Here is a 17,501-nt window from a genome sequence, read left to right on the forward strand (position 1 = left end):
TTAGCCTGCGCGCCCGACGAGGGCGCGCAGGCTTTTTCGGTGACGACCTGCTTTTTTCGCAAAAAAACTTTCCGGTTTTACGGCGATGATCCGTCTCATGTCTGACTTCAAACAAGTAGCATTCTCATTCGTGATAGGTGTTACTGACCAACCTCACTCATAAGGGCATATAAATGTCTGCTGAACGACACACCACCACCGCACTGCGGCGGTCTTTCGATGCAATCATGGGGCGTTCCACCTTCACTGCGGCAGTTTTCGGCCTGTCCCTGGGGCTCTCCGGCTCCCTGGCGGCGGCAGAACTGAACATTTCCGCCCAGTCACTGGAAGGGGCATTGCGTGAGCTGGGCCAGCAATCCGGTCGTCAGATCCTGTATTCGCCGGATCTGGTCCAAGGCAAGCGGTCGGTCGCCCTGCGCGGCGATCTGGATGTGTCGTCGGCGCTGCAACAACTGCTGCGCGGCACGGGCATTTCCTATCGAATTGAGGACAACACGGTATTGCTCAGCGGGCCACCGGAAGACGGCGCGCTTCAACTCGATGCTGTGAAAATTGGCGGCCTGGCGATGGGCCAGACCACCGAAAACACCGGTTCCTACACCACCGGCGCGGCCACCACCGCCACCAAGTTGCCACTGAGCCTGCGTGAAACGCCTCAGTCGGTCACCGTGATCACCCGCCAGCAGATGACTGACCAGGGCCTGGGCACCATTTCCGATGTGCTGCAGCAAACCCCAGGCGTGGCGGTGATGCACGATGACAGCGAACGTTTCAACTTCTACTCCCGTGGCTTTGCGCTCAATAACTTCCAGTATGACGGCGTACCCACCTCGGACTTCACCACCAACACCAATGGCCTGGGTGTGCGGGACATGGCGATTTACGACCGGGTCGAGGTCGTACGCGGCGCCACCGGTTTGATGAGCGGCGTCGGCAGCCCGGCCGGTGTGGTCAACCTGGTGCGCAAGCGTCCGACCAAAGAGTTCCAGGGCTACCTGTCCGCCAACGGCGGCACCTGGGACCGTTATCGCACCGAGATGGACTTGTCCGGGCCGCTCACGGAAAACGGCGCGTTGCGCGGTCGCGTGGTCGCGGCGTACGACGACGCCAACTCGTTCATCGATTACTACTCGTCGAAAAAGAACGTGTTCTACGCCATTGGTGAGGCGGATATCAGCGACAACACCATGATTTACGGTGGTATCGACTATCAGAAGATCAACTCCAACGGTTCGAGCTTCGGCCAGTTGCCGCTGTTCTACTCCGACGGTACACGTACCGACTTCTCCCGTTCCAAAAGCCCGGCGGCCAAATGGGCCTACGGCGACAGTGAAAGCACCAAGTACTTTGGTGGTGTCGAGCATCAGTTTGACAATGACTGGATGCTGCGTGTCGAAGCCAGCCACTGGAAGGGCGATACCGAACAACTGCAGGGCAACATCATCGGCTGGGGCCCTTACCCCGACCGAACGACGCGCCAGGCCCAGTTGTTCCGCAGCCACAAGACCTACGTCATCAACACCGATTCGGTCGATGCCTATGCCACCGGGCCGTTTTCCCTGTTCGGTCGCTCCCACGACCTGATTCTGGGGCTCAACGTCAGTGACCGTCGCTCGGATTACTTCTCGGAAAACGCGGACCTGAACTCCTCGCGCCTGAGCGTGGACTTCGACAGTTGGGGCAACAACCCGCCCAAGCCTACGTCCTACGCCACCTGGACCACCCAGGATTACCACATCAAGGAAGTCGGTGCGTTTGGCGCCGTACGCCTCAAGCCTACCGACGATCTGTCGGTGATACTCGGTAGCCGCGTGGTCAACTACAAGCGTGAAGGCGAGCTGGGCTACAACTCGGACCCGGCAAACCCGGACCACGATGACGCGAAGAAAACCGGTAAGGTCATTCCTTACGCCGGCGTGGTCTACGACCTGACCGAACAGCATTCCGTGTACGTCAGCTACACCGACATTTTTGAACCGCAAAGCAACATCGACATGAGCGGCAAGGTCTTGGAACCGATGGCCGGGAAAAACTACGAGGCCGGTCTCAAGTCCGAGTTCTACGGTGGCGCGCTGAACACCAGCGTCGCGGTGTTCAAGACCAAACAGGACAACTACGCGCAGTACGTTGGCAGCACCGACCAGGGCCTTGACGCCTATGAAGGCGTGACCAACACCACCACCGGTTTCGAACTGCAGGCGTCCGGCGAAGTGTTGCCGGGCTGGCAAGTGCTCGCTGGCTTTACCTATTCCCGGCCGCGGGATGAGCAGCATCAACGTCTCGACACCCAACGCCCGGAGCGTCAGTTCAAACTGGCCAGCACCTACAAGCTCGACGGTGCGCTCAAAGACCTGACGGTTGGCGGTAATCTCAATTGGCAGGGCAAGACGTACTACGTCGACAGCTCTCTGGAAGCACAGGCCAAGGAAGGCAGCTACGCCGTGGTGGGCCTGCTGGCACGCTACGACATCGACAAGCACCTGAGTGCCTCGCTCAACTTCAACAACATCTTCGATCGTCAGTACTACTCGGGCTATGGTCTGTACAACAGCTATTACAGCGGTGATCCGCGCAACATAATGGTGGGGCTCAAGTACCAGTTCTAATCCTGGCAGCCGCCTCCGATACCCCCGTGCCGCAAGGCTCGGGGGTATTTTTTGCGATTCGAGTAATGGAGGCGCGGGTTATTTTTTGGTTAAGCAATTGATATCAAAGGACATGATCTGAAAAGCCGATTTTCTTCTGTCTCTAGATCGGAATAATTACTTACAATTTAATTGACGCCATTAAATTGCCACCATAGGATCGCCGCCAGTTGATGGCATAACGCCATGCGGAGGGATCTGGAAATGTGGCGTTCGGTACCTCGGGCCAGGCTCAGCCTGCTGTCCGCTTTTTTTGCCTGGGATTAGCTGGGACGGCTCAAGGTGCCACCCCGCAGAACACGCCGGGCGTCACCGACCTGATCCGTGATCGTCAGGACCGCCTGCTCGAAGAGCAACAACGGCGCCTCGAAGAACTCAAGGACCTGCCCGGCAAGGCCGCCCCTCCTGCAAAGCCGACAGCGCCCGCCGACACCCGTTGCTTCCCTATCAAAACCATCGAACTCACCGGTGCCGACGCGCTGTCTGAAGGCGAGCGCTCAAGCCTGCTCAAACCCTATATCGGCCAATGCCTCGGTGTGCCGCAGCTAAATGAGCTGCTCAAGGTCATCACCGACCGCTACCTTGAGAAAGGGCTCGTCACCAGCCGCGCCTACCTGCCGCAACAGGATCTCTCCAGCGGTAACCTCAAGGTGCAAGTGGTCGAGGGCCGACTGGAAGGAATGAAGGGCGCCGAAGGCAGCGGCATCACCGACCGCCAACTGTTCATGAGCTTCCCAGGCAAACCGGGCGACCTGCTCAACCTGCGCGAGATCGAGCAAATGGTCGATCAACTGAACCGCCTGCCATCGAACCAGGCGCAGATGGAATTGGCGCCGGGCAAAGAAGTCGGCGGCAGTGAAGTACTGGTGAAAAACACGCCGCAAAAACCTTGGCGCGTCGGCCTGTCCCGCCACAACGGCGGCCAGCGCAGCACCGGTGAACAGCAATGGGGCGCCAGCCTGGATTGGGACAACCCGCTGGGCCTGGCCGACCAACTCTCCCTGCGCGGCGGCCACGATGCCGTCAGCGACCACCAGAAAACCTCGCGCAATTCGATGCTCAATTACAGCCTGCCGTTCGGCTGGTGGAACCTCAATTACACCTACAGCGAAACCGAATACCGCTCCCTGGCCCAGGCCAATAATTTCAACTTCAAGCAGACCGGCGACAGCCAAAACCACCAGTTGCGCCTGGAGCGGGTGATCCACCGCGACGCCCTGAGCAAAACCTCCCTCAGCACCGGTGTGGCCTACCTGCGCACCAACAATTTTATCGAAGACAGCAAACTCGCCCTGAGCAGCAACCGCCTCAGCGAAGCCCAGTTTGGCATCAACCATGGCCGACGCATTGGCGGCTCATTCCTCAACATCGACCTGGGCATGCAGGATGGCATTGGCGCGTTCGACGCCCAGGCCAACCACAACCCACGGCCCGGCCAGGCCGATGCGCGCTACCGCAAATACACCGCGACCCTGAGCTACCTGTACCCGTTCAAGCTGTGGGGCGAGTCGTTCAGTTTCAGCAGCCTGATGACCGGCCAGCGCAGCGAAGACGTGCTGTTCAGCCCGCAACGCATGAGCCTGGGCGGGCAATCGTCGATTCGTGGCTACAAGGATCAAAGCCTGTCCGGCGACAGCGGCGGCTACTGGCGCAACGACCTGCGCTGGAGTCGCCCGGTGACCTGGGCCTGGATGCAGCCGGTGTTCAGCGAGTACGGCACCAGCCTCGGCTACGACCAGGGAGTGATCAGCCATGGCCGCTACAACGCCGAACAGCACGGGCGCATGACCAGCAATTCGCTGGAGCTGTTTGCACGCAGCCAGAACGTCGCCGCCACGGTGACCTTTGCACACTCTTTGGAACGCCCGGGGCCGATCACTGAACGTGAAGCGCCGGTCTATTTCCGCCTGGATTTCTTCCTTTAAATCTTTACCGCCCCTTGGGCATCGAGACATGACATGGACGTTCGCCAGTTCGCCTTCCTCGCGCGCCAACCTTCTGCGGCCTTGAAAAGTCGTTCCAACTTCCTGGGGTTGCCCAAGCGTGGCTTGGCGTTGGTGCTGGCCAACGCGATGTTCTGGCAGCCGTTGCTGGCGCAGGCGGATGGGATTGTGGTCAGCGCGCCGGGGACTACGCTGGGCCAGGCGGGCAATGGCGTACCCATCGTCAATATCGCGGCGCCCAATGGCAGCGGGTTGTCCCATAACCAGTTCCAGGATTACAACGTCGGCCAGCAGGGCGTCATCCTCAACAACGCCACCAGCCGCACCCAGTCGACCCAGTTGGGCGGGATCATCCTCGGCAACCAGAACCTCAACGGCACAGCAGCCAGCGTGATCCTCAACGAGGTCAACGGCGGCAGCCCGAGTCAGTTGCGCGGGTACACCGAGGTGGCGGGGCAATCGGCCCACGTGATCGTGGCCAACCCGTATGGCATCACCTGCAATGGCTGCGGTTTTATCAATACCCCGCAAGCCACGTTGACCACCGGTAAAGCAGTGATCGAAAACGGCCAGGTCAATCGTTACCAAGTCGACGGAGGCAGCGTCGCCATCGAAGGTGCGGGCCTTAATGCCAACAACATCGATCGCTTCGAAATCATCACCCGCTCGGCCAAGCTCAATGCGGAGATCCAGGCCAAGAACCTGACGATCATTGCCGGCGCTAATGACGTTGACGCCAAGACGCTCAAGGCCACCGCGCGTGCCGCCGACCCGGCGACTGCACCGCAACTGGCGATCGACTCTTCGTCCCTGGGTGGGATGTATGCCGGGGCGATCAAGTTGGTGAGTAGCGAAGCCGGTGTCGGGGTGAAACTCGATGGCAAGATGGCTGCTAGTGCGGGTGACATTCAGCTTGATGCCAATGGGCACCTGAGCGTCGTCGATACTGCGGCCACCGGTGCAGTCAACGTCACGGCTGACAGCCTGGAAGCCAAGGGGCCGGTCTACGCCGGCACCACCCTGGATGTGAAAACCCAAGGTGACCTGACCAGTCAGAACAACCTTGTCGCCAAGGACCGCATCACCCTCACCAGCGGCGGCCAGTTGACCAACAACGGCATCATCGAAGGCGGGGTCAATGCCGATAACACTCGTAATGCCACGGGCGATGTCAGCATCAGTGCACAGAGCGTCAACAACACTGGCAAGAACATCATCGCCAGTCGTGACCTGGTTGCTAACGCAACTCAGACCCTGACCAACCAGGGTGGCACGCTCAGCGGACAAACCACCACCCTCAACGCCAGGACTCTGGACAATCAGAACAACGGTCGGGTGTTGGGGAGCGGTACGCTGAATCTCGCCGCTAATCAGGTGTTCAACACTCAGGGCGTCATCACCAGCCAAGGCAGCCTGACCGCCAATCTTGGGCAGTTGAACAACCACAATGGCGAGCTTTCCAGCGCCGGCAATACTACGGTGAATGCCTCCTCGCTGGATAACAGCGATGGTCAGGTGACCGGGGACGTTGCACTGAACATTGGTTTGATAGGCGCCCTGAATAACCAGAACGGTGTGCTGGGCTCCGGCAAGAACGTCAGTATCACTGCCGCCAGTCTGGACAACAGCCATAACGGCAGCCTTATCAGCGATGGCAGTCTGACCGCACGCATCACGGGCCTGTTCGATAATCAAAGCGGCGACCTCAGCGCCAAAGACGCGGTTGACCTGCAGACTGGCGGCCTCGACAACCGTAATGGCAGCCTGAGCGGTAAGGATCGCCTGACCCTGCGCAGCGATTCGCTGGACAACCGCACCGGTAAAGTACGCGCCACCAATGACCTGCAACTGAATGTCGGGCAACTCGATAACCGTCAGCAAGGCCTGCTCAACAGCCAGGCAGCCATCGACTTCAACGGTACGCATCTGGATAACGGTGGCGGCTTGCTCAGCGCCACAGGTCCGTTGCGCCTGGAGGCCACGAGCACTGATAACAGCGGCGGTCGCATTGCCAGCCAAACCGACCTGATCGCCAATGTTGCGCAGTTCACCAACCAGGGCGGCGAACTGGTCGCCCAAGGCGCGTTGACCCTGGGCGGCAAGGTACTGGATAACCGTGGTGGCGGTCTGGTAGGCGCCACAAAAACGCTGAAACTCAACGTCGATGCAGTCGACAACCGTGGAGGGGAAATCTCCAGCGCCGTCGATGTCAGCCTGCAAGGCTCACAACTGATCAACAGTGATAGCGGCAAGATCCTCGCCGGCACCTATCTGGCCCTGCGTGTGGCACAGATCATTAACCAGACCAAAGGCCAGCTGTTCAGCAAAGGCGCGACGACGGTTATCGGGCAGAGCCTGGACAACAGCGGTGGCAACCTTGTGACTCAGCAAGGTCTGGATATTCGCCTCGACAACGCCCTGAGCAACGTCGCTGGTCTGATCAGCAGTGAAGGGATTCTGACGGTCAATGCAGGCAGTCTTGATAGCACTGGCGGCAGCCTGTCGAGTGCCGGAGCACTGGCATTGGCCACCACGGGCGTGCTGAAGAATCAGGGCGGTTCTATCAGTACAGACAGCACCCTGACTCTCAACAGCGCCAGCCTCGACAACAGCCAAAAAGGTTCGATCAGCGGCAAGAACGCGACCGTTGTAACGACCCGTGCATTCGACAATACCCAGGGTGGTCAACTGATCAGCGGCGATACCCTGGACCTGAGCGCGACTCAGGTGAGCAACGGTGTTGCCAGCCGAATCGCCAGCGATAAAGCATTGACCGCCAGTGTCACCGGTTTCGATCAGCAGGGCGGTCAACTGTTCAGCAAAACCTCCCTGAGTCTGGACCTGAATCAGGGTCAGTTGAACAACCAGAACGGCCTGATCAACGCACCGTTGCTGATGCTGAAAAACCTCAAGGACATCAACAACCAGGGCGGTGAGATCTCCAGTTCACAGGCATTCGCACTGGACGCTCGTAACCTCGACAACAGCAACGGCAAGTTGATCAGCAATCAGGGCCTGACCCTGCGCGTCGAACAGTTGCTGACCAGCGTCAAGGGACTGATTTCCGCTCAGACCCTGGACCTGCACAGCGCCGGTCTGGACAACACTGGCTGTCTGATCAGCAGCCGCAGCACCCTCGGGGTCACGGTAGACGGTCAGGTCGTCAACCAGGATGGCACCCTGATCGCCGACGGCAATGTGCAGGTCAGCGCCGACAGCGTGGACAACCGCCGTGGCCAGATCGCCGGTAAAGCCGATGTCACGACCAGCGTCGCAAACTTCAATAACCAGGGCGGGCAGTTGATTGCAACCGGTGGCCTGACGCTGACCGGTACTAGCCTCGACAACCGCAAGGGTGGCCTGGTCGAGGCAAACAACGCACTGAACTCGAACGTCGGCTCCGTCGATAACCGTGGGGGCGAGTTGTTGAGCGCATCCGACGTTAGCCTGGTGGGTAATCGCTTGGACAACAGCGATGGCGGTCAGGTCGTTGCGCAGGGCGCGCTGGCACTGACAGTCGATCATGTCATCAACCGCGTCAAAGGCTTGCTGTCGGGCAAGACTGACCTGACGCTGATTGGACAGGACCTCGACAACAGCGGTGGTTTGCTGTTGAGCCAGAAAAATCTCAAGGCCGGACTCTCCGGCGATCTGACCAACAGCCAAGGTCTGCTGAGTGCCGAAGGTAGGCTGGACGTCACCTCATCCAGCCTGACCAACACCCTCGGCAGCCTGTCTGCTGCGGGGCCGCTGACGTTGACCACTACGGGCGTCGTACTCAACCAAGGCGGTGAGATCGTTACCGACGCCGGCCTCGTGCTCAATAGTGCCAGCCTCGATAACAGCAACAAAGGCAGCATCAGCGGCAAAGGCGCCGTGCGCGTGAACACAGGGGTGCTGGATAACAGCCACAACGGGCGGCTGAACAGTGGCGACACGCTGGACCTGACAACCTCTCAACTGACCAACCAGGACAGCGGTCGAATCGCCAGCTCCGGCGCCCTGACCGCCAGCGTCACTGGCCTGGATCAACATGGCGGTCAACTGTTCAGCAACACCGCCCTGACGCTGGACATGAACCAGGGCCAACTGAACAACCAGAACGGGTTGATCAGCGCGCCGTTGCTGATGCTCAAAAAACTCACCGACATCAACAACGATGGCGGTGAAATCTCCAGCGCCCAAGCTTTCAACGTGACGGCTCGCAGCCTGGACAACAGTAATGGCAAGCTGTTGAGTAATCAGGGCGTAACCCTGCGTGTTGATCAGGCGCTGACCAACCTCAAAGGCCTGATAGCGGCCGCCGCACTCGACGTCAAAGCCGCCAGCCTGGACAACAGCGGCGGCACGCTGACCAGCCGTGCCAATCTGGACCTGAACCTCGACGGACAGCTGAATAACCAGAATAACGGCCTGATCAACGCCACCAGCGGTCTGACCATCAACAGTCGCCGCCTCAATAATCAGAATGGCTCACTGTTGGGCAGCGCAATTGCCATCGATTTTGGAGCGGCCACGGCAGACCTGGACAACAGCGGCGGCCTGATCAACACCGCAGGCGTTTTGAGCATTCAGCACTTACGCGACCTGAGTAACCGCAACGGTGAAATCTCCAGCACTCAAAGCATCGGTCTGAATGCGCGGGCGATCGACAACACCGCTGGGAAACTGATCAGCAACAACGTACTGACAGTGAATGCCGACGCCGTGCAAAACCTCGGTGGCTTGCTGTCCGGCTGGCAGGGCCTGAACCTGACCAGCAACGGTCTTGATAACCGCAACAAAGGTACGCTGTCGAGTCGCGACGGCGATGTTTCCGTCGCCGTCAGTGGTGCGGTACTCAATAGCGGTGAAGGCGCAATCGTCAGCCGCAAAAACCTCAATCTCAACGCGGCGAGCCTGGATAACAGCAACGGCGGCGTGGTCTCCAGTGGCGGCGGCCAGACCCTGACCGTCGGCGGCCTGCTGAACAATACCCAAGGCGGGCTGATCGACAGCGGTTCGGCGCTGGTGATTCAGGCGATGACGCTGGGGAATGCCGGCGGCACCGTCAACGCCCATCAGGGCCTTGGCTTCACCGGTACCACGCTGGATAACACCGGTGGCAACCTGGTCGGCAACGCGGCGGTGACCCTCGACTTGTTGGGCGTGCTGACCAACACCAATGGCAAACTGGCCGGCGTTGGCCCGTTGCGGGTTCAGCGTTCGACGCAAATCTATAACCAGGGCGGCCAACTCGTCAGCCAAGGCTTGATGACGCTGCTCACCGGCGGCCTGGACAATCGTAATCGGGGCACCGTCGCGGCCAACGATCTGCTGACGATCACCACATCGGGCGCCCTGCAGAACAGTGCTGACGGCTTGATCTACAGCCAGACAGGCGACTTGAATATCCAGGCGGCCAACCTCGCCAACGCCAAAGGTACCTTGCAAAGCCAGGGCGCGTTGACCGTCGTCACGGGCGGCGATATCGACAACCAGAGCGGCCGGATTATCGCCAAGGCCGGTGACCTGTCGATCAACGCCAACAACCTCGACAACCGCGGCGGCGTGCTTTCCAGCCTGCAAGCCGCGTTCAACACGCACCTGACCGGTGCGCTGAAAAACGGCTATGACCTGAACAACAACCGTCAAGGCGGCTTGACCCAGGCACAGCGCTTGAACCTGACCGCTTTGGGTAGCATCGATAACTACGGCGGGCGAGTGTCGGCGCAAAGTGGTGATGCGATCATCACCACCGGCAATTTCGACAACCGTAACGGCGGCCTGTACGCCAAAGGCAAGATCAACGTCACCGGCAGCAACTTTGACAACAGCGGCGACAACGATGGCCAGATTGCCGGTCAGCAGATCGACCTCAACCTCAGTGGCGCACTGAACAACCGGCTGGGCATCATCGAAAGCGACAGCACCCTGGCAATCAAGGCCGCGAGCCTCGATAACCAGACAGGCCAACTGCGCGCCCTGGGCGGCAGCGGCAAAACCGACTTCCAGATAGGCGGGCTGTTTGACAACCGCAACGGCACGCTGGAAAGCGCGAACACCAACCTGAGCCTGGCGGCAGGTGGCTTTCTCAATGCTGGCGGCAGCTTGCTGCATGTGGGCGACGGCACGTTCGACATCTCTACCGCCAACGTCACGGGCGCCGGCGGCTCGATCGTCACTCGCGGCGGCATGACGCTTAACGCCGACAGCTGGAGCAACAGCAACGTCATCCAGGCCGCGCGGCTGAACGTCAACGTCAATAACTTCACCCAGACCGCCAGTGGCCAACTGTTGGCGTCCACCAGTCTCGTCGGTAGCGGTGGCAATTGGACCAACGACGGACTCATCGCCAGTGACGGTGCGCTGAGCCTGAACCTCGGTGGCACGTACTCAGGCAATGGCCGGCTCAGCAGCCTTGGGACACTCGGACTGAGTGCCGGGCAAGTGAACCTGAACTCTGCTTCGAGCATCGCCGGCGGCGGGGACACGACGGTGTCAGTCGGTGGCCAACTGAGTAACGTCGGTCGCCTGACCTCGGCGACTAACCTGACCGTCAACGCAGCGGGTATCAACAACCAGGGCACGCTGGGCAGTGCTCAAGCGCTGACCGTAACCACCGGCTCACTGGCCAACGATCGCGGGCTGATCTTCAGTGGCGGCAACATGGGCCTGCGGGTCAACGCGCTGAACAACAATTACGCCAACATCTACAGCTTGGGCAACCTCACGATTGACCGTGACGGCCAAGGCGCCCAGGCCACCAGCATCCTCAATAATTCCGCGTCGATTCAGAGCGACGGCAGCATGAGCCTCTCGGCGAGCACCATCCAGAACACTCGGGACGTGCTCACCGTCAACAACGCAGGCATCTACACCGCCAGGATCGGAGAAGTGACCTGCATCCAAGGGTACAACGCAGGTGACTGCAGCGGAAAACAGAACCACGTTTGGGAGATCGTCCAGCGCGAGAAACTTGAGGTCACTGCGGCCAGCGCTGCGTCAAGCATCACGGCTGGCGGCGACCTGACCCTGAACGGTGGTGACCTGCTGAACCAGAGCAGCACCATCGCAACGGCGGGGAAATTGAGCGCCACGTTGGTCAACCTGACCAACAGCGGTGTTGAAACCGGTGAAACTGAAACCACCCGTATCTTCTTGTCCGAGCGAACCAGCAACGCGGGCGGCTGGTACAGCGCCGCAAATGCCTTCACGAACCAGTATTGGTATCAAAGCAGCGGCTACAGCGCCGCTAACCTGAGTGGCCTTCAGGGCGGGATGGCCAACTTTATTGGCATGACCGAATCCGAGCTTGTGGGGTTGGGCAGCACCCGCAAACTGGCTTCCGGCGACCAGAGCTACGCGGCGATCATCCAAGCCGGCGGCACGGTCAACGTCAACGCCCAGAACACTATCGGTAACGGTGCCGTACGCCCTGGTTATACCTATGTAGGTAGCGGCCCGCGCACCGATACGGGGGCGGCGGGCAGTGCGTTCTCCACACGTATCAGCCTCAACCAGCAATTGCCGCCTAACCTCTCACAGCAGCAAGTCAACCCATTGTCCCTGCCGGGCTTCGCGCTGCCCACCGGGCAAAACGGCCTGTTCCGTTTGAGCGCTCAAGGCAGTACTACCCCGGTGACCACCGGTGCGCAGAGCTGGACCATGGGCAGCGGCGCCGTCAGCCCGGACCAGCGTCAGCAAACACTGCCCAATGTTCAGCCCCGCAGCATTCAACTGGGCAACAACGCTCAGGCTTCGGCCAGCAGCGTGGACCTGACCGCGACAGATCGTCAGACGCCAAACGTGAGCGCTGGGGCCAGCGCAATCAATGCCAGCACGCCGGCCGCTGACGCGGATAGCTCAGCACTGCCCGGTCGTTCCACGGCGTTTACCGTTAACCGCGTCCAGGGCTTGCCCGCCAGCAGCGGTCAGTCCAAACCGCAGAAATACCTGATCGAAACCAACCCGGTGCTCACCGACCTCAAGCAGTTCATGAGCTCGGACTACCTGCTGTCCAACCTCGGTTACGACCCGGACCAAAGCGCCAAGCGTTTGGGTGACGGTTTCTATGAACAGAGCCTGATTCAGCAAGCCGTAGTCGCCCGAACCGGCCAGCGTTACATCGACGGCCAGACCTCCGACGAGGGCATGTTCAAGTACCTGATGAACAACGCCGTCGCCAGCAAACAGGAGCTCAACCTGTCGCTTGGTGTCAGCTTGACCTCCGAGCAAGTCGCAGCCCTGACCCACGACATTGTCTGGATGGAAAATGCCGAGGTGAACGGCGAGCAAGTGCTGGTGCCAGTGCTGTACCTGGCCAACGCCAACAATCGCCTGGCCGCCAACGGCGCCCTTATCCAGGGCAGTGACGTAACCCTGATCGCTGGTAAGGACCTGAACAACGCCGGCACGTTGAAAGCCAGCAACAACCTCTCCGCCACGGCCGGCAACGACCTGGTGAACAGTGGCTTGGTAGAAGCGGGCAATCGGCTTGACCTGCTGGCCGGCAATAACCTGATCAACAAGGCAGGCGGTGTCATCGCCGGCCGCGACGTCTCACTGACCGCCGGCCGCGACGTGATCAACGAACGCACCGTCACCACCCACGAAAGCAGCAGCGGCTACCGAACCGAGCGCACTGACTTCGTCGATAACGCCGCCCGTATCGAAGCCGCCAACGGCCTGACCGTCAAGGCTGGGCAAGACGTCAACAACACAGGTGGCGTGCTCAAAAGCGGCACGGACACCACGATCGTTGCCGGACGTGACGTTAACGTTGTATCTGCTGAACAAGTCACCAGCGGCGTGCGTGGTTTGCATACGGACCAGACCATTACCCAATACGGCTCGACCGTCGATGCAGGGCAAGACTTGAAGGTCAGCGCTGGCCGGGATGTCACCGCGATTGCCAGTCAGATTGCTGCCAAGCGTGATGTGAGTATGAGTGCGGTGGGTGATCTGACCCTGGCTTCGGCGGCGGATGAGCAGCATTCGTATGGTAAGACCAAGAAGGTGACGAGTCAGGAGGATCACGTTCAGCAGGTTTCCACGACAGTGACTGCTGGAGGCAACGTTGCCTTGAATGCGGGCCAGGATCTGTTGGTAAGTGCCAGTCGTGTAAGTGCCGGGAAGGAAGCGTACCTGTACGCAGGAAACGATCTAGACCTGAACGCGGCGCAAAACAGCGATTACAGCTACTACCGCAAAATCAAGACCAGCAGCGGTTTGTTGTCCAGCAGCCAGCAGACACGCATCGACAGCAGCAGCTCTATCACTCAACAGGGCTCCTCCATCAGTGCCGACACGGTGGTCGTCCGTGCCGGTCGGGACATTGGCACTACCGCCAGTGACGTAGTTTCCACCAATTCCACCAGCTTGATTGCTGGGCGCAACGTTGTGATCGATGGGGCAACTGAAACCTTCGAAGAAAGCCATTCTACGTCGAGTAAAAAATCCGGCCTGTTGGGGACTGGTGGTATAGGTTTCACCATAGGTTCGACTAGCTTTCAAAATACATCGAGCAGCACTACTGAGAGTAGTAAGGCCAGTACCGTCGGCAGCGTTCTTGGCAGTGTCGATATTCAGGCCGGTAAAGATCTGACCATAAAAGGTTCTGATGTTATTGCAGGCAAGGACATCAACCTCATTGGCCAAAACGTCAACATCATTGCGGCCGAAAATAACAACAAGAGCGAGCAAACCTCTAAAAGCAAAAGCGGTGGGTTGACGCTGGCACTCTCCGGAACTGTCGGCAGTGCGGTCGATACCGCTTATCAAACGGCCAAGCAAGCCAAGCAGGAAGACGACAGCCGTGTATCCGCCTTGCAAGGTATCAAAGCAGGGTTAACTGGCGTTCAGGCTTGGCAGGCTGCTCAGCAGAACGGTGGAATGACTGCTGACAACGCCGGGCAGTTTGTCGGTATTAGCATCTCCCTCGGTGCGCAGAAGTCCAGTTCAAAACAGACCCAAGAACAAACGATTAGCCAAGGCAGTAGCCTGACCAGCGGCAACAATCTCAGCATTGTCGCCGTCGGTAACGGTACTCCTGGGGTAGACGGAGATATCCATGTTCAAGGTAGTAGCCTCAAAGCAGTCAACGACATTTCGCTGGCCGCTGAGCGGGATATCCGTCTTGAAGCAACCGCCAATAGCCAAAAGCTGGATGGCAAAAACAATAGTGGCGGTGGCGCAATCGGGATTAGTTTGGGGGTTGGGCCTCAAGGCGGTGGCCTGAGTATCTTCGCCAACGCGAATAAAGGCACTGGTAATGAAAAAGGTACCGGCACCACATGGACTGAAACCACGCTGGACGCAGGACATCAGGCTAACCTGGTCAGCGGGCGAGACACTGCCCTTAAGGGCGCACAGGTCAGTGCTGACAAAATCGCTGCCAGTGTCGGTCGCGATCTGACACTGCAGAGCCTTCAAGACACCGACAATTATAAGTCTAAGCAAACTGATGTGAGTGGCGGCGTGAGTGTCGCGATCATCGGCACAGGTGGCTCAGCCAGTCTTAGCGTCAGCCAAACCAAGATTGACTCCAAATACCAAAGCGTGCAGGAGCAGACCGGGTTATACGCGGGTAAAGGTGGTTATCAGGTTGATGTGGGTAATCACACACAACTTGATGGAAGCGTCATCGCCAGTACCGCAGAGGCCGATAAGAATCGGCTGAGTACAGGCACTCTCGGTTGGAGTGATATCAAGAACGAGGCCGAATACAAGAGCCAAATGCAAAGTGCCAGCGTCAGCAGTTCCAGCGACGGCAGTGGCGGTTTTACCAGCAACATGCCCAGCGGTACTTTGATCGCTTACAACCATAGTGGTAGCGCAAGCGGTACGACCTCATCGGCCCTCTCCAATGGCACCCTCGATATTCGCGACCCTGCCAAACAACAGCAAGATGTGGCGACTCTTAGCCACGATGTCGAACACGCCAACGACAGCATCAGCCCAATCTTCGATAAAGAGAAAGAGCAGAAGCGCCTGCAACAGGTAAGGCTGATCAGTGAGATCGGTACCCAGTCGATGGATATCATTCGCACGCAAGGTGCCATTAACGCTGCCAAAGCTCAGAAAGATCCAGCGGCGATCGCAGCTGCACGAGACAGTTTGATCGCAGGGGGTAACACCGATCCAACAGCGGAGCAAATTGCGACGCAGATCACCAATACCGTTATGCAGCAGTATGGTACGGGCAGCGATTATCAACGTGCGGCGCAAGCAGTCACAGCAGCGTTGCAGGGGCTTGCTGGCGGAAATATCGCGCAGGCGCTAACCGGCGCCGCTGCGCCCTATCTCGCAGAGCAAATCCACAGTCTGACCGCCGATAATCCCGAAGCCAACTTGATGGCGCATGCGGTGCTAGGGGCGCTGGTTGCGCAAGCGCAGGGCAACTCAGCGCTGGCCGGAGCGGCAGGCGCTAGTGTTGGAGAGCTAATAGCGCGCCAGCTCTATCCAGACAAGAAGTGTAGTGGTCAACTAATCCCGGACACGACGTTAAGTTTTTCCTCGGCCCGCGCTGGGGCCAACCCATCGTTGAATTGATGAGGCCTAATCCAGTTGTAGCGATGCATCAAAAAATGGCTGATATCGCGCTGTGCTTCCTGCGCAGTTCGATAGCCCACGGTCGGTATCCATTCTGTTTTCAAGCTGCGAAATACGCGCTCCATCGGTGCGTTATCCCAGCAGTTTCCTCGTCGGCTCATGCTCTGGCGCATACGGTATCGCCACAACCGCTGGCGAAAGAGTCGGCTTGCATATTGCGATCCCTGGTCCGAGTGGAATAGCAGATCCGAAGGCCTGCCACGCTGCTCGTAAGCCATATCCAGCGCTTTGATCACCAGCTCAGCGTCTGGCTTTTCCGACAGCGCCCAGCCCACGATCCGACGCGTACAAAGATCCAGGACGACAGCCAGGTAATGCCACTTTCCTTGCGCCCAAATGTAGGTGATATCGCCGCACCAGACTTGATTGGGCGCTGGCACGTCGAACTCGCGGTTCAATGTGTTCGGGATATCCAGTCTTTCTACTGTTGCTCGTTTGTAGGCATGGGAGCCGGGTTGTTTGCTGACTAAATCAAGCTCGCGCATCAAGCTGCGCACTTTGAATCGACCGATCTGCTCACCGTCTTCACGCATCAGCGACAGGATGCTGCGACTGCCCGCAGCGCTACGACTTTGCGAGAACAGCTCACTGACGCGACTTCGCAATCGAAGCTGTTCAACATCGGGCGTGCGGCGCCGCAGGCGCTGGGCGTAGTAACACGAGCGCGTGACGTCAAACACCTTGCACAGCCAATCAACCGGCTCATGTGCACTCAACTGGTCAATCAGCGCGAACGCTCGTGATCTTCCGACATCAAGAGCGCGGTAGCCTTTTTTAGTATTGATTTCTCTCGCTCAAGCCGAGCAATCCGGGCTTCCAGCTCCTGAATTTTTTGCTGTTCCGGAGTCAGAGCCTTGCTCTGCGGGGTGATGCCTTTATGTTCTTTCTGAATCTGGTCAACCCAGCGGCGCAATGCCGACTCACCAATGCCGAGTGAACGGCTGGCTTCGATGTAGCTGTAGTTTTGTTTGAGCACGAGGTCGGCAGCCTCGCGTTTGAATTCGGGAGTAAAGGAGCGGCGTTGTTTGGTCATCTGACACCTCGATCTGGCGAGCATTCTCGCCTAAATGGGTGTCCGGAATCATTAGACCACTACACGGTCTATCTGCTTGAACAGTGATTTAAGGGCCGCTTTTGGCACCTGCTGTGGAAAAGGGCAATGACACCGTCCGCATCATGGCTCAGGCGGTACTAGGCGCCGTAGTTGCTAAGGCCCAGGGAAATTCGGCTGCAGCAGGCGGCGCGGGTGCAGCGACCGGTGAATTAATTTTGCGTGGATAAAAGGGGGAGGGAAGCGCGTTGGAACAAGCAGCGGCGACAC

General features: G+C 58.9%; 4 protein-coding genes. 3 read left to right on the forward strand and 1 reads right to left on the reverse strand.

The window, feature by feature from the left end:
• Nucleotides 1–173: 173 nt before the first annotated feature.
• The 3 genes from PSH59_RS10870 (at nt 174) to PSH59_RS10880 (ending at nt 16,120) form a co-directional block, all read left to right on the forward strand.
• The gene (locus PSH59_RS10870) at nt 174–2,606 is read left to right on the forward strand and encodes a TonB-dependent siderophore receptor (RefSeq protein WP_305395022.1); all 2,433 of its coding nucleotides are present in this window, start codon (nt 174–176) and stop codon (nt 2,604–2,606) included.
• A gap of 296 nt (nt 2,607–2,902) precedes the next feature.
• Nucleotides 2,903–4,570 carry a ShlB/FhaC/HecB family hemolysin secretion/activation protein gene (locus PSH59_RS10875; RefSeq protein WP_305395292.1) on the forward strand — a complete coding sequence of 556 codons (1,668 nt, stop codon included), beginning with the start codon at nt 2,903–2,905 and terminating at the stop codon, nt 4,568–4,570.
• Nucleotides 4,571–4,603: 33 nt separating this feature from the next.
• On the forward strand, nt 4,604–16,120 hold the full coding sequence (locus PSH59_RS10880; RefSeq protein ID WP_305395023.1) for a hemagglutinin repeat-containing protein: 11,517 nt from the start codon (nt 4,604–4,606) through the stop codon (nt 16,118–16,120).
• Here PSH59_RS10880 and PSH59_RS10885 read toward each other — a convergent pair.
• Nucleotides 16,051–17,213 (reverse strand): IS3 family transposase gene (locus PSH59_RS10885; protein ID WP_305395024.1). Its coding sequence is split into 2 segments (ribosomal slippage): nt 16,051–16,958 and nt 16,958–17,213, totalling 1,164 coding nucleotides; the frame shifts between segments, so codons are not numbered across the junction. The genes PSH59_RS10880 and PSH59_RS10885 overlap by 70 nt on opposite strands.
• Nucleotides 17,214–17,501 lie beyond the last annotated feature (288 nt).

The sequence above is a fragment of the Pseudomonas sp. FP2309 genome (assembly GCF_030687575.1).
In the GTDB taxonomy this organism is placed as follows: Bacteria; Pseudomonadota; Gammaproteobacteria; order Pseudomonadales; family Pseudomonadaceae; genus Aquipseudomonas.